This is a genomic window from Providencia sp. PROV268 (assembly GCF_028477805.1).
Classification (GTDB): Bacteria; Pseudomonadota; Gammaproteobacteria; order Enterobacterales; family Enterobacteriaceae; genus Providencia; species Providencia stuartii.
In genome coordinates, this window is record NZ_JAMPLW010000020.1 from 25,436 (window position 1) to 40,360 (window position 14,925).

11 protein-coding genes are annotated in these 14,925 nt (G+C 42.1%); 4 read left to right on the forward strand and 7 right to left on the reverse strand.

Annotated elements, in window-relative coordinates:
• Positions 1-6 precede the first annotated feature (6 nt).
• The 5 genes from tssB to PR699_RS15115 form a co-directional block, all read right to left on the reverse strand.
• The gene (tssB, locus tag PR699_RS15095; protein WP_004926301.1) at positions 7-504 is read right to left on the reverse strand and encodes a type VI secretion system contractile sheath small subunit; all 498 of its coding nucleotides are present in this window, start codon (positions 502-504) and stop codon (positions 7-9) included.
• A gap of 1,139 nt (positions 505-1,643) precedes the next feature.
• Positions 1,644-3,953, reverse strand: a complete 2,310-nt coding sequence (locus PR699_RS15100) for a glycoside hydrolase family 15 protein (RefSeq protein WP_014657068.1) — start codon at positions 3,951-3,953, stop codon at positions 1,644-1,646.
• Positions 3,950-5,392 carry a glucose-6-phosphate dehydrogenase gene (gene zwf, locus PR699_RS15105; protein WP_004926295.1) on the reverse strand — a complete coding sequence of 481 codons (1,443 nt, stop codon included), beginning with the start codon at positions 5,390-5,392 and terminating at the stop codon, positions 3,950-3,952. The genes PR699_RS15100 and zwf overlap by 4 nt, the downstream gene beginning before the upstream one ends.
• Positions 5,389-6,441, reverse strand: a complete 1,053-nt coding sequence (gene gnd, locus PR699_RS15110; protein WP_004926293.1) for a phosphogluconate dehydrogenase (NAD(+)-dependent, decarboxylating) — start codon at positions 6,439-6,441, stop codon at positions 5,389-5,391. The genes zwf and gnd overlap by 4 nt, the downstream gene beginning before the upstream one ends.
• Complete coding sequence (locus tag PR699_RS15115) at positions 6,438-7,148, reverse strand: ROK family protein (RefSeq protein WP_004926291.1); 711 nt, start codon at positions 7,146-7,148, stop codon at positions 6,438-6,440. Before PR699_RS15115 ends, gnd begins: the two co-directional genes overlap by 4 nt.
• A 483-nt stretch (positions 7,149-7,631) precedes the next feature.
• On the opposite strand from PR699_RS15115, the gene hdeA reads away from it, so the two are divergent.
• Entirely contained in the window at positions 7,632-7,937 is a 306-nt protein-coding gene (hdeA, locus tag PR699_RS15120; protein WP_004926290.1) for an acid-activated periplasmic chaperone HdeA, read from the forward strand.
• A gap of 50 nt (positions 7,938-7,987) precedes the next feature.
• On the opposite strand, the gene PR699_RS15125 is transcribed toward hdeA, so the two are convergent.
• Positions 7,988-9,163 carry an MFS transporter gene (locus PR699_RS15125; protein ID WP_014657069.1) on the reverse strand — a complete coding sequence of 392 codons (1,176 nt, stop codon included), beginning with the start codon at positions 9,161-9,163 and terminating at the stop codon, positions 7,988-7,990.
• A 389-nt stretch (positions 9,164-9,552) separates the two neighbouring features.
• Between PR699_RS15125 and PR699_RS15130 the strand changes: the two genes are divergently transcribed.
• Together PR699_RS15130 and PR699_RS15135 are read left to right on the forward strand one after the other, a co-directional pair.
• Entirely contained in the window at positions 9,553-11,598 is a 2,046-nt protein-coding gene (locus PR699_RS15130) for a TonB-dependent receptor (RefSeq protein ID WP_004926288.1), read from the forward strand.
• A 118-nt stretch (positions 11,599-11,716) separates the two neighbouring features.
• Positions 11,717-12,595 (forward strand): alpha/beta hydrolase, encoded by an 879-nt coding sequence (locus PR699_RS15135; RefSeq protein WP_014657070.1) that lies wholly within the window; start codon positions 11,717-11,719, stop codon positions 12,593-12,595.
• 19 nt (positions 12,596-12,614) lie between these two features.
• On the opposite strand, the gene PR699_RS15140 is transcribed toward PR699_RS15135, so the two are convergent.
• Positions 12,615-13,547: a LysR substrate-binding domain-containing protein gene (locus tag PR699_RS15140; protein WP_004926286.1), complete on the reverse strand. Its 933-nt coding sequence runs from the start codon at positions 13,545-13,547 to the stop codon at positions 12,615-12,617.
• 768 nt (positions 13,548-14,315) lie between these two features.
• Between PR699_RS15140 and PR699_RS15145 the strand changes: the two genes are divergently transcribed.
• Positions 14,316-14,912, forward strand: a complete 597-nt coding sequence (locus PR699_RS15145) for an ankyrin repeat domain-containing protein (RefSeq protein ID WP_014657071.1) — start codon at positions 14,316-14,318, stop codon at positions 14,910-14,912.
• Positions 14,913-14,925: the final 13 nt, after the last annotated feature.

Genomic DNA, 14,925 nt, shown 5'->3' on the forward strand with positions numbered 1-14,925 from the left:
TAAACATTATTTTTGGCTAGCAATATCAAGTTCTTTCAGCAACTGTTCGCGAGTCTCTTCATTATCTAGAAGCTCTTGCAGACGTTTTCTAAAAGCAGGAATATTGCCAAGAGGACCTTTCAAAGCGACTAATGCCTCTCTAAGTTCAAGTAATTTTTTCAATTCTGGAACTTGGCGAGCAACATTGTCGGGAGAAAAATCTTGAAGGGATTTAATATCTAAATTCACATTAAGATCAGAATCACTTTTCTCATCAAGTGTATTTTCCACATTGATATTTAAGCTTATTCCAGCACTTTCCATGACTGAATTAAAGTTATTCTGGTTAATGGAAATAGCTTTACGCTCTTCAATCGGAGTTTCCTCCGTTCGACCAATCATGTCTCCCACGATTAGCATATTAAGCGGCAATTCTATTTCAGATTTAGCTCCACCATCATTAGGTGTATATTTGATATTAATCCTTTCTTTTGGTGCAACACTACCGAGATCTTTTTTACTCATTATAAGTTAAGCTCCCTTATTAGCTTAAAATCTTAAACCTGCTTACATGATTAAAAATTGCTCAAAATTATAATGAATAATAAATTCAGAGCATAGAAGTCCTAACGAGTACAGAATACCCATTAAGAGAGTTAACTTGTCCCGGTGGTCAAAAATATAGGTGTATAATTATTTATACTGATTATTTTGGCTTTTATCGGGATATAATATATAAATTTTGTTTATGGTCAATAGCAAAACTTACCTTAAGGAAAATGTTTTTTGCAATCATATGTTACAGAGCAGCAAAAAAAGCATAAAAGTCAATTAATTAACTAACTCTCCTTAACGTTAAAAAAAGATAAAACAGGCGTAATTTAATAAAAAATTAATTTTTTTTAGAACATTGGTTAATGACTATATAATAGTAAAACATTATAACTTTTTACGAGTTAACAAGGAAAAAATCATTATTTAACAAGCAATTAATGTGGAGGTACGTATTTAATAATAAAACAATAAAAGTAGCGATATCCAGCATTAACTTATTCTCAACATTCAAATATGCTGAGTAAATATAATTTGCTCATAAAAACAAAATAATAATCTAGATTAAACTTATTTTAAACAAAACGATAAAAAAATTAAAAATAAGAAAAATCCAATTAAGAACCATATTATTAATAATAAATAAGACTAATCTCAGAAATAAACAGCGATAAATAGTTAACCCTGTTTATAGTTGGTCTGATTAATTTCTACAATATAAAACAAAATTTTTTATAAGGTTAACAAAATATTTAACCAAAATAATAAAAAAAATAATTAACCGCAGTTAGAGTATAATCTCAACAGCTAAATTTTATAACGTGATAAGTGATTAGGCTTAGTCAAGAGTGAAGTGTTTATAAGTATAAATAGTGTTGATTAGATAATTTTCTTGTCGTTCTTATTAACAGCCTATTAAAACCTAGAATAAATAATTTATATATATAATTATTCCATAAATTAGTCACTATTACCTATAAACAATAGTTTTTTAATTTGCCCTTTGAGAAGGTAACGCTGACCTATATTTTAGGTGCAGTACGATTTTATATTCAAAAAAACGAGCACCATAAAGTGCTCGATTGATATTTAGTTTAATTAATGGAGTAGTACTACACCTCTATCTCAACTTGCCAGTCACGTCCTTCCCAGCCCTTAGCATCAAACCTACGCGTAAATTGTAGTGTTTTTCCTGCCAATGCGCTGACATCTAACGCAACACCATATAACCCTAAACCGAGAGGTTGGCTACTCTGCTCCTTGATATCCTGCCAATTGTCATAACCATAATGCAAAACAAATGGCTCTTGTGCTTCAATCCATAACTGGCGATTGGCGGGTATCGCACCACAAGATAAATTATCACGCCAATGTCGTGCGCGTGGTGCTGGAGGTTTATTGCCATAACGCTCACTCACCGATTTTAGTTGCTCAATAGGCACACCCGTCTTTTGCACATAGATTAACTTGATAAGCTCCGCATGAGCCCAAATCAGTGGCATCGCACTACCGCTTGGCCTACCCGTTAATAGCCCCCTCTCAGGTATACTCTCCTTATCCCAAATTTGCTCCGGCAACATACCACCTGTACTTGCTGAAGCCAAAATGGCATTTAAATAAGGCTTAATATCCTCTTTACGGGCGGCGGCATAGTGCCCTCGCTCCCCACTGAGTAACGGCCAAAGACGACCTACACCACTACCATCAAAAGCACGCCCATCCTCATGCTCGCCATATCCATCCTCGTTATAACGATAATAATATGGCCCCGCGGGTAAATTGACACACAGTTGCTCATCAACAAGTTTAGTCGTCTCTTCAATCCGCTTATCTGATGCCTTACGTAAACCTAAGCGAACAAGATAGAGATATTCCATCCCCAATAACGCACGCGTATTGATGGTTTCATTGTTCCGGTTGCGCAACATCACCTCACCAAAACGTGCAGAATGGCAATTTGGATTCAAGCGGATGTAATGCCCAGAGATACCAAGCTCTTTATCTAACTCCGTGTTAGCCACATACACCCATGATTCTAACCGCTCATTCCAATCATCCGCTAAGTCAAGCGCATACTGCTTATCTCCATCCTCAAGGAAGCCCGCTTTGGCGCCAGCCACCAATGCTGCTATCGAAACCGACAGCGTAAATGGGTTGATCCCTGAATTCTCCTCCCAGCGGTCTTGTGGGCTGGCTGGGCCATATTGCGCAATAAAGGCTAACGCTTTGCGCGCCATGCGGATTGCCGCACCTTGCATTTCCCCCAGTAAGCCCTGTTCATGCAATTTCGCTGCAAATAAAACAGGCAATGCCACTTCATCTAATTGGATCCCCTGCCAATAAGGCCGACCATCGGTGAAATTGTTTTGCATCCAATGACCATCTGGCTGTTGAATAGCAATCAAGTAAGCCAGTAAAGCTCGAACCTCAGTGATCAAACCACACGCCAACATGGCAAAACCGACTTCAACGGAGTCACGAGGCCAAACAAGGTGATATCCTCCCGGATCCTTATGAGTATCTCCCCATGGCGTACTTAAACTTGCCACCAGCGAGCCGGGGAATGTTCTACCCTCATGGGTTTTCAAGACCACAACCGAAGTGCGAACAGCATCCGATAACGTTTTAGGCAGCTTATCTAACCCAGGGAAATTCACCGTTTCATTCCATGCCGCCCACAAATAAGCATACTGGCGCCTTGCTTCTTGGTAGCCCTCTGCTAGGGCGCTATTAGCTAAGGTTGCAGCACCTTGCGCACTGGCAGAAAATGCTAACGCCAATACGCCTGAGTTATGATTTAACTCGCCTATCATCGCGATATTACCTGGCCCAGCCTGCTGGTATTCCCAACTCATACCACCGTTTTGACTAAAATCCTGCCAACCATCTGAGCTACCAACATACCCCACACTGCCTCTTGCAAAGCCATTTTCAGCAGACAAGATCAGATATTGCCCGTTCTTCTGAGCCGCTAGCCCTTGAGGCGTCACCGAACCATAATTATTGTCACCATCGCCGCCGAGATGTGGTGCTAATAGCGGATATAATCGCAGCCCTTCACCTTCAAGATGATAATGGATCAGCAAGACATCGCGCGCAGGATCAGTGATAATTTCTAATTCAAGGCGATAACGCTCATGTTGATGCACGATTTTTGGCAGTGGTAAGGAGGATGACGGCGTAGTGATACTGTATTGGTGGACACGCTTTACCTCTGACCAAAAGTCATCCCCAGCAATAATAAAACCTAAATCACGAATTTGTGGCGTACTGCAAGAAGGCCAATACACCTCATTTAAGATGCCATAACCTACGGTAAACCATACTCGTCCTTGACCGATTGCCGTTCCCACCATGTCTTTTGCACTACTTGTCCACGTCGCAGTGCTTCCCGGGGCGCCCGGGGCTTGCTGTGCTATCATTCGCGACCCTCCTGTTCAAACAGTGAACGCCATTGATGACCGGGGCGCATGATCCGAGATTGCGTATCTGGCCCTTCCGTTCCCGCCTTATACAGGTCAGGCATTCCCTTCTGCCACGCTTTTAGCGCAGGGTCGATGACCCGCCATGCCCATTCGACTTCATCAAAGCGGAGGAAATGCGCACGCTCACCATGCAGTGCATCAATTAAAAGTTGCTCGTAAGCCGAAACTTCATACTGCCCCGGTAAGGTATAAGGCGCGCTGAGCACGATGCCATGCGTATTTAAATTCATCCCTGGCAACTTCGCCGTCATATGCATATCCATCCCCATCGTTGGGGATAATCTAAAGACGAGCCAATTATTATCGACCTGAATATCCCCCGGTAATGCACCGGCCGGAGCTTTAAATTGCACAGCGATTTCAGCGTAATTATTGGCTAACCGTTTACCACTTCGTAAATAGAAAGGCACACCTTTCCAGCGCCAGTTATCTATCTCTATTCGCAATGCGGCAAACGTTTCTGTGTTGGTATCGACAGGGATACCTGGCTCGTTGCAGTAATCCGTCGCAGTTTCGCCATTCACTTGCCCTGCACAATACTGCCCACGAACGGCCCAGTCATTGGCATCCATATCATCTGTTGGTCGAATGGATTTCAACACTTCCACTTTATGATCACGTAGAATCTCACCATCCCAGCGCCCTAATGGCTCAATTGCCGTTAATGTCAGCAATTGCATAAGATGGTTTTGCAGCATGTCACGCATCGCACCAGAGTGGTCGTAATAGACAGCTCGGTTTTCTACACCTAATGTTTCTGCATAAGTAATTTGCACCTGCTCAATATGCTCAGCATTCCAAACCGGGGCGAGGACGCGGTTAGCAAAACGGAAAATCATCAAGTTTTGTGTTGCCTCTTTTCCTAAGAAATGATCAATACGGTAAACTTGTGATTCATCCCAATAAGCATGTACTTGCCCGCGCAATACCTCTGCCGATTCAAGATCAGTACCAAACGGTTTTTCAATTAAAATACGTCGCCAATTATCACCACTTTCTTTAGATAGCCCCGCTTCGCCTATCGCCTGAGCCGCTTGCCCAAATAAGGTCGGTGGTAAGGCTAAATAAAAGAGTGCAGATGGCGTTAGTTTACTTTCCAACGCCTTCAAATCATTCGCTTCTAATGAGCCACTGACGAAATCCAAATGTTCGCTAAACGCTTTCCATTCTGTTTCATTAAAATCAGTAATAAACTCCGCCAATGCATCATGGATATGTTGCAAAAACGAGTCATGATCCCATTTATCAATCGAATACCCGATAATGTTCAAATCAGGGATCAGTCCTAATCGATGTAAACGAAATAGAGAAGGCATCAATAGACGTTTAGTTAAATCACCGCTTGCCCCCAAGATCACCAAAGAGAAACGACTCATTTCGCCCCTCCTTGATCCTCAGTTTTTTCTTTATGGCCACCAAAAGCATGGCGCATGGCAGACTGAACTCGGTCTGCAAACAGGTCATTGCCACGAGAGGTGAAACGTGAGTAAAGTGCACTCGTTAATACTGGTGCCGGCACGCCGAGGTCAATCGCCGCCGTCGAGGTCCAGCGGCCTTCCCCAGAATCTGAAACACGACCAGCATAATTTTCCAGATCAGGGGATTGATGCATCTCTTGTGCGATCAGATCGAGTAACCACGATCCCACCACACTCCCACGACGCCATAATTCACTGATCTCACCAACAGGCAATTGATATTGATAATACTCTGGATGTTCAAGTGGTGCGGTTTCTGCATCTGCTGCCACTGGGTGCAACCCTTGATCCGCATGTTTTAGAATATTCAGCCCTTCCGCATAAGCCGCCATTAAGCCGTATTCGATGCCATTATGGACCATCTTCACAAAATGGCCTGCTCCACTTGGCCCACAGTGCAGATATCCTTGCTCTGCTGGTGAAGGTTCACCATGGTTACCTTCCGTACGTGGCGCTGCATCGACTCCGGGTGCTAATGCACGAAAAACAGGTTCTAAATATTGGTAATGCTCTTTTGGACCACCAATCATCTGACAATAACCACGCTCTTCACCCCATACGCCACCGCTGACTCCCACATCCATATAGTTAATTCCATCGGCTTTCAGTGCATTGGCGCGGCGAATATCTTCTGTAAAGTGGGAGTTACCGCCATCGATCAGCGTGTCACCCTTCTCCAATAAGGGTTTGAGCTGGGCAATCACGGTATCTACGACCGCTGCGGGCAACATTAACCAAATATGCCGTGGTGCTTTCATGTTCTTCACTAATTCTTCCAATGAATGGTTGAAGATAACACTGTCAGGTAGCTGCTGGCGGATAGCCGAATTTTGGTCATAAACAACGCACGATATGCCTGCTTGTTGGATGCGACGAACCATTGCTGCACCCATTCTGCCTAGCCCTATAAAACCGAGTTGAAGTTGATTGTTAGATGATTGATTCATAAGTTATTTCCCCAAATTCTGATTCCACCAAGAAAAGCTTTGTCATTATCTCCACGCCGTACATGTTCCGGTAACGTCGTAAACTGATGCACATTCCCGCCACCGATAACAATGTAGTCCGGCATAAATGCTTGATAAAAGAGGTCTACTACCGTCAGTACACTCTGCCGCCACACGGCATCACCTTCGGATTCACGATAATGTTCACTGACATAGTATTCATAGTCGTGTTCAAGGTATGGCAGGTGCGCGACTTCCATTGGCTGTAGCTGCTGATTAACAATCAATGCGCTTCCCAATCCAGTTCCAAGCCCTAAAAACAACATACTGCCACCTTCATAGCTACCGACGGCTTGCATTGCGGCATCATTAATTAGGCGAATAGGGCAAGGGAACGCATCGGCTAAATCAAAGTTGACCCAACCACTGGCTAAATTAACGGGTTCCTTAAGGATGCGATTTCCAGAGATAGGAGATGGAAAGCCAATACTGACGCCATCGAACAGAGAGGTATCAACGCATTGATTCACATCATGAATAAATTGTTCTGGTGTCATGGTGTGCCCAGAAACGAATTCAATGGCAGGGGTGTTGGGGGCGGTATATAGCTTGACATGAGTACCACCAACATCAATGACTAAAATTCGCTTTGTTGTGGGAACATCCGAAATTGTAATAACACAAGATGTTTTACTCGTTAAAGACATAGAAAGTTTTCTCCGCTTTGCCAACGTTGGCAATGGGTGTTGTATTACAGGAAACCCCCGAGCTTAAGTCGATAAATGATAACGCGACCTAAGCGAACAACTTTCTTCCTTCTGGTGTTGAAATAACTGCAACGAAATAGGTATTAGTCAATAATCGATAACAAGGTTGAATTTTATTTTTTGTTGATAAAAAAAGTATACCTATAAATAGTTTTAATAAAAGTAAAAACGCCTTTAATTAAATAAAACTTAATTGGTATTTAATTTTTATTGTCATTAAATGATGAGTTTGCGTTTTATTTTCCAATATTGAATCAATACCGATGGTATTTAAATAATCATATAAATACTATCGATTTGCGCTCTTTGTTTTTTATTTTTCATCATCTATGATGATTAAGAAATAGGGATATTTTTCTATATCCATATTAGAACCTTTTATGAAAAACTCATCCAATGATCGTTAAATATTAAGGTGAAATTATGAAAAAATATTTTATTGTCGGCATTATTGCAGCTTCATTAACGAGCCTTTCAGCAATGGCTGAAGATAAAAAAAACGATACTAAGCCTTTAGCAGAGTGGACGTGTGAAGAGTTTTTAGCTATCGATGATAATTTTTACCCAACGGCTGTCGGCTTTGGTGAGCTATTAACTAAAAAAGATAAAGTTGAAGATGCAGTTTTAGATGTTGATGGTATCCAAACACTCACACCGGTTGTGATTGATGCCTGTAAAAAAGACACGAAGGCTAACTTTGTTGAACAAGTAAAAAACGCTAAAAAATAAGCCAACTAATATCGTTGCGTAGCTTATGGCTACGCAACTTATCGAGATACTCACGTCACTTTTTGAGTATGACGAATTGCCGATAGCGTCATTATCAACGCAAATAGTACACAGAGTGCCGCAATAAAATAGATCCCTCGATATCCCAAATAAACCACCGCCATACCCGCTAACGGCCCAGTAATACCATAGGCGATATCTTGGAAAGCGGAATAACCACCTAATGCGGTTCCACGCATTTGAGGCGCCACAGTTTTAACCACTTCCGTTCCCACGGCAGGGTAAACTAATGAACACCCCGCCCCCGTCAAGGCTGCACCTAAGAGTGCAACCCCATACACTGGTGCCGCCCATAATATGAGCAACCCTACAAACTCTACGGCAAGAGAGACTACTGCGACGCGATAACCATTCATTTTATCTGGCAGCCCGCCCCACAGCACCCGCACTAATACAAAAGTACAGCCGAAAGCACTGAGGGCAAGTCCAGCGTTTCCCCACTGTTCAGAAACAAAATACAGGGAAATAAAGGTACCAATTGCCGCAAAACCGATACCTTTTAGCGCCAATATGATACCCATTTTCCAAATTTTGCGGATCACTGACCAGAAAGGAAGCCATTTGCCATGTAAAGGCGCCACCGCAGGTACTGTGCCATTAATCAGCAAAGAGATGCAGGGCAACAACATAACCATCGCACTCACCGCGACAAAACCGTAATGTTGGTAGATAACAAGCCCGAGTGGCGCGCCAACCGCTAGCGACCCATAAATCGCCATACCATTCCATGACATGACTTTACCCGCTTGTGTCGCCCCAACCAGCCGCATACCCCATGTCAAATTACCTGTTAACAGCTGGCTTTCCCCTAAACCAAGAACCAAACGTCCTACCATCAATAATAGAATTTGGTACAAAGGTGCGAGAGGTAATAATACCGCGATCAAACAGAAGCCCCCTGATATTCCACAGGCACACATCCCTTGCAACGTGGTTCTTTTAGCGCCTTTTTGGTCAGCTAAGCGGCCTGCATAGCCTCGAGTCAACACCGTCGCCAGAAACTGAATACCAACAACCACCCCGACCCATACATCGCTAAAGCCTAATTCTTGATGGACAAATAGGGGTATTACCGTTAATGGCAATCCAACGGTCATATACGAAAAAAACATGGCAGCAGAGATTCGAAATAATGGCATTGATGAGTGTGATGCTGATACTGACATAATTGGAGGATGCCCATATTCACAGAATAGCTTTTATTTGCTGACATTAGGTGAGCGAATTAACAATGTCAATTAAGTTAATTTTGAAATTTCTATTTTGTAATCAAGTTGACACTTTATTAATGAACTATTTGATAAATATTATTTTTCTAATATAACCCGCCTTAACCAGATTTATTTTATGGCTATATTCTATTTCTCAATTGTAACGTCTAAATAGCGTAGAAGTTGCAGCTTGTTGATCATTTTACTTCATCCCTGTTAACCGCTCATTTTTATCATTTAATTAGCAAATCACTTATTTATTTTTCATCTATTTCGGTGATACTATTTGTATTCAATATGATTATTACTCTCATTTACATTTGTATTTTGTTTTAAGGGTTACCATGTCTATTCAACGCCACTACACACAACTCGCAGCGGCTGTTATCGCTGCCATTTCATCTCTTCCTGCCTTCGCCCAAGAAGATCCAGACAAAATGATTGTGACTGCATCGGGATATTCACAACAGTTACGCGATGCCCCCGCGAGTATTACGGTTATCTCTAAAGAGCAGCTACAAAATAAACCCGTTCGCGACTTAGCTGATGCCGTAAAAGATGTCGAAGGCGTGAGTATTGTTGGTAGTGCCAATAAACAAGATATTAATATTCGCGGCCTACCCGGCGAATACACCTTAATATTGGTCGATGGTCGCCGCCAAAATAGCCGTGAATCTCGCCCAAATGGTAGTGGTGGATTTGAAGCGGGCTTTATGCCTCCCGTTGAAGCGATTGAACGCATCGAAGTGATCCGCGGCCCCATGTCTTCCTTGTATGGTTCAGATGCAATGGGTGGGGTTATCAATATCATCACGAAAAAGGTGACCAATGAGTGGCATGGCAATGTAGCATTGGGTGGTATTTTACAAGAAAACCGTGATAGTGGTGATTCTACTGATGGTAATTTCTACCTCTCCGGTCCATTGATCAACGATAAATTAGGGCTACAACTGTATGGTGGTGGCGATTACCGCCAAGAAGATAAAATTACTGAGGGCCATAACAAACGCGATAATCGTAGCCTGACAGCAAAACTGACTTTTACCCCACTCGAAAATCAAACCTTTTTACTTGAAGCGGGTAGAACAACGCAAGAGCGCACCTCAACGCCGGGTAAATCGTTCGCTGAATATACGATGCGTGGCGAATCAAAACAGAAAAATACCAAAACTGAGATACACAATGATAGAAACCATTTCGCTCTTACCTATAAAGGGGATTGGGATCTGTTCAACACCGAATTGAGCGTGTACCAAGAGCAAACGAAACGAAATACCAAATCAGAAGTTAAAGACAGCGCTGGCGATTACCACTTTGTTTATGAGGCACGCGTACCCGAAATTACCAATACTGTCGTTGATGGTAAGGTTGTAGCGTTCTTACCCGATAATATTCTGACAGTAGGTGGTCAATTCCAACACGCTAGGTTAAAAGATACTTCTGCGACAGGGAAAAAGACCACTGAAGACACAACACTCCGCGCTGAACAATATGCTTTCTTCTTAGAAGATGAATTTACAGCAACAGATAATTTGATACTGACTGGTGGTTTGCGTTTAGATCACCACGAATTTTATGGTAACCACTGGAATCCTCGTGGTTATGCCATCTATTACTTAACCGATGAAATCACCATCAAAGGTGGTGTATCACAAGCCTTCCGCGCCCCAACTTTACGTGAAGTCAGCCCAAGCTATGGTACGTCAACCGAAAAGGGTGAAGGCATTATCTATGGTAACCGTGATCTGAAACCAGAAAAAAGCCTAAGTGAAGAAATCAGTATCGCCTATGACCACGAATCAGGCTTTAATGCGAGCCTGACGCTATTTAATACTGATTTTAAAAATAAACTCACCAGCTATTATACGGGTGAGCCAGACCCTATCACAGGCCTAAAACTCTATACCTTTGATAACGTGGGTAAAGCGAATATTAAGGGTGTTGAAGTCGCAACAGGTATCCCTCTTGCAGAAGATTGGAAACTGAGCATGAACTACACATATGTCGATTCTGAACGTCGAAGCGATGATGAAAAGTTGAGTAATAACATGTCATTGAAAGGTTACCCTCTAGATAAGACGCCGAAACACACCGCTAACGCTAAACTCGACTGGCAATATAGCGAAGACTTGAACCTCTATACCCGCGCCCATTATGAAGGCAAACAGGTGTGGGCCGCTCAGCGTAACGGTTATACCGCACCACGCTACCGTAGCGGCTACACCACCATGGATGTTGGGATGACGTATCAGCTACTGAAAAATACCAAACTCAATTTGGCAGTATTGAATATTGCGAATGAAAAAGGCCCCAAAATTGATACCAAAGGCGGCAACTGGGATGTTGAAGACGGACGCCGCTATTGGGCTAACGTCAATGTTAGCTTCTAAGTTATCTTAGCCATCGGCAGCGAATATTTGGCGTCATCGGCCAATATTCGCTGTTTGCCTATGCTGGCGCTAGGCCTCCCCATAGACACCGTCAACAACTAAAAAACATAATAACCAAATGATAAATAAACTTATTATCTCCAGTTTACTCTTTTCAATGGCTTTGACGACCGCCTATGCTCGCCCATCGCAAACCCCTCCGGCATTGGATAAGCAAGTCAGCCAATTTTATGATGTTCAGCATCATGATATGGAAAATCCCCATAGCTCAAAGGGAAGCCGTACCTATCGAATTTTTAGTGCTGTGCCTCATGGGATGCAGTCACCAAGACCTGTGCTGTATATGCTTGATGGCAATGGGATATTCCCGCTTGTCGTCAATCGCGCCATCCAAAAACTCCCCAAAGATAAACTGCCTATTATTATTGGGGTCGGTTATCCAATCCATGAAGCCTTTCCTAAGCAATTGCGTACCTACGATTATACGCCCCGCGTTGCTGGTGATGATTTCGCACAAGGTGGTGGATCAGAGGAACTATCTCAATTTCTGACAAGCCAAATTCGCCCTTGGGTGGAGCAGCAATTTGCTATTGATAAACAAAAACAGACCCTGTTTGGGCATTCATTTGGTGGGCTATTTACGTTGATGGCTTATCAAAAGCATCCTACGGCATTTCAATCTTTTGTTTCTGCTAGCCCTTCTTTATGGTGGGGAAAAGGCACAATGATAGATAAGGCTCAGTTAACGCAACAACAAAATGCGTCACCTTTATTTATCACCTTAGGAGAGTTAGAAGAAAAGCCTGATTTATCGCGTCTCAGCGAGGAGCAGATTAAGCATTATCAATCACGCTCAAGTTGGATAACCTCACGCCAATTATGCACCATGCTCAGCGACCATGGATGCCATTGTGAATTTACACTTTACCCCAATCAAAGCCATGGCAGCGTGATCCCTGACGCTATCAATAAAGCTCTGGATGTCACCGTTCAATAAACACGTAAAATGTGACGGGCTAATTAATGGGTTTTAACAAATCACTATAGAGTTTCGTTAGAATCCCATTTGCGGTGAATTCCCTACGGATCCACTGTGTCACGAGGCCCGTCGCAGAATGCTGAGTTGCTAATAACATGTGCGAGTCTTGCCGTGGGTTTTGGATCTGTTTTATGACCAACAGGCCATTCTTAACATGCTCTTTCACCATATAATCCGGCAAAAAACCAATCCCCTCACCTAAAATCTGACATTGGCATTTGGTATTGAAGTCAGGAACTTGTATCGCTTCTTGCCCATGCAATAGCCAACCAACCCGCTTATTAATGGTATGTGCTGTATCTTCTACCATGATATTAGGATATAAGCGCAATTGGCTTTCGGCGATAGGCTCAGGCATCAACGCTAATGGATGCGTTGCTGAAATGGCAAATTGCCAATGAATTGCCCCGATTTCCGTATAATCAATGCCTCCGCCATCCATCAAAGTGCCTGGTGCACCAATCGCAATATCAGAGAGATTATTGATGATGGCATCCCATACCCCGTTATACACCTCAGTGGTCACTGTTATTTGGCAAGTCGGAAATTGTTTTTTAAGGATTTGCAGTAACTTTGCAGTGTGATAAGGCGTATATAGCAACTGATTAATACAAATACGCACCCGAGCCTCAATCCCCTGCTCAATAGAGTAAATACTCTTTTTGATCAGATGAAAGTTATTTAATAAATCCGTGGCTTTGCGGTAAAAGTAGTAACCCGCTTCTGTTAATTCAATATTCCGTGTATCACGAATAAATAGCACCACGTCTAAATAAGTTTCGATACGTTTAATGGTGTAACTAACCGCAGACGTGGTGATCCCCAACTCTTCTGCCGCCTTACTAAAACTGGCATATTTTGCAGCCGTTGTATATGTCAGTAAATTTTCTTCGGTAAATATTGAATTCATACTGGTGACCCGAAATTGGATAGAAAGAAATTAAAAAATTTATAATCAAAATAATTCGAGCTACAGAAAGGCAGAACATAGCGGGGTCACTAGCAACATCGATCACTGCGAGACTCAGATCCGTGAATACCGCCAACAACCCTGTCGCTTAAAGTAAGAAGAATATATGTGAATTATATTTAATAACCTATAGATATTGGTTGTTTATCAACCATTTTATTACGTTTAAAAGAAATCTTTTATCATACTGAGCCATTTATCAGGACTATCTTTTTTAGATGAATTAACTGCAAAGAAAGCCCATTAATTTATAATCAAAATAATTAATAACATTGAAATAAATACTAGAGCATCCCCTTAACAATCTCGCTGATCTCGATCAATTAATTCACATTTTTAACAGTTGCAAAACCTTTAGTTTGATGCTTATCACAAAACTGACTAAATCCTTTATTGCCTATCTGATTGACCAGTGAAATTGGATTGTTTCGGTCATTTATTACGCAAAAAAGCCTAGGAATTGATGAAAAATTATGCTTTCGCGCACAAAAAAACGAAATTGTTGATTTTAATTCAATAATCAAGGCTGCTATTGATGAATGAATTTTAAATGGATTCTATTTATTTCAACAGCTTGCTATGCTTAATCCATCATAAAAATACCCATTCTTCTCATACATAATGCGGATTGGGTATTACATTTAAAATTGTCTTTATCTATTTTGGTTGTCGTCAATGAAATGCAGATAACCAAATAAGGGGAAAACCATGACATTAGAGCAAGAGTTTTTATCCGCAGCAGAACAAGGCAACCTAGCGTTATTGAAGCACTGCCTCGACAAAGGAGTGGACATCAATACTACCAGCCGCCAAGGCCGGACAGCTATCGTAAATGCAAGTTTAAATAAACATTACGAATGCGTCACTTTCCTCATTAATGCCGGTGCGGATATTAATAAGCAAGACCAAACTTGCTTCAACCCCTTTTTGTTAAGTTGCTTGAATAATGACTTAACCCTATTACGTATCGTCCTTCCCGCTAAGCCCAATCTTGATTTATTAACTCGCTTTGGTGGTGTAGGGATCACCCCCGCCAGCGAAAAAGGCCATGTTGAAATCGTCCGTGAATTGCTCGAAAAAACAGATATCAATGTGAATCACACCAACTTTGTCGGTTGGACGCCACTGCTTGAAGCCATCGTATTAAATGATGGCGGCGAAAAGCAGCAACAGATCGTCAAGCTGTTACTCGACCACGGCGCCAACCCACATATGACGGATAAATACGGTAAAACACCCTTAGAACTAGCACGCGAAAAAGGCTATCACGAAATTGCTGAATTACTAATCACAGCGGGCGCATAGTGCATCACAAGGA

Bases quoted from the DNA above. Each gene is read 5' to 3' on its own strand.
- tssB (WP_004926301.1), bottom strand. From the start codon at position 504: ATGAGTAAAAAAGATCTCGGTAGTGTTGCACCAAAAGAAAGGATTAAT.
- PR699_RS15100 (WP_014657068.1), bottom strand. From the start codon at position 3,953: ATGATAGCACAGCAAGCCCCGGGCGCCCCGGGAAGCACTGCGACGTGG.
- zwf (WP_004926295.1), bottom strand. From the start codon at position 5,392: ATGAGTCGTTTCTCTTTGGTGATCTTGGGGGCAAGCGGTGATTTAACT.
- gnd (WP_004926293.1), bottom strand. From the start codon at position 6,441: ATGAATCAATCATCTAACAATCAACTTCAACTCGGTTTTATAGGGCTA.
- PR699_RS15115 (WP_004926291.1), bottom strand. From the start codon at position 7,148: ATGTCTTTAACGAGTAAAACATCTTGTGTTATTACAATTTCGGATGTT.
- hdeA (WP_004926290.1), top strand. From the start codon at position 7,632: ATGAAAAAATATTTTATTGTCGGCATTATTGCAGCTTCATTAACGAGC.
- PR699_RS15125 (WP_014657069.1), bottom strand. From the start codon at position 9,163: ATGTCAGTATCAGCATCACACTCATCAATGCCATTATTTCGAATCTCT.
- PR699_RS15130 (WP_004926288.1), top strand. From the start codon at position 9,553: ATGTCTATTCAACGCCACTACACACAACTCGCAGCGGCTGTTATCGCT.
- PR699_RS15135 (WP_014657070.1), top strand. From the start codon at position 11,717: ATGATAAATAAACTTATTATCTCCAGTTTACTCTTTTCAATGGCTTTG.
- PR699_RS15140 (WP_004926286.1), bottom strand. From the start codon at position 13,547: ATGAATTCAATATTTACCGAAGAAAATTTACTGACATATACAACGGCT.
- PR699_RS15145 (WP_014657071.1), top strand. From the start codon at position 14,316: ATGACATTAGAGCAAGAGTTTTTATCCGCAGCAGAACAAGGCAACCTA.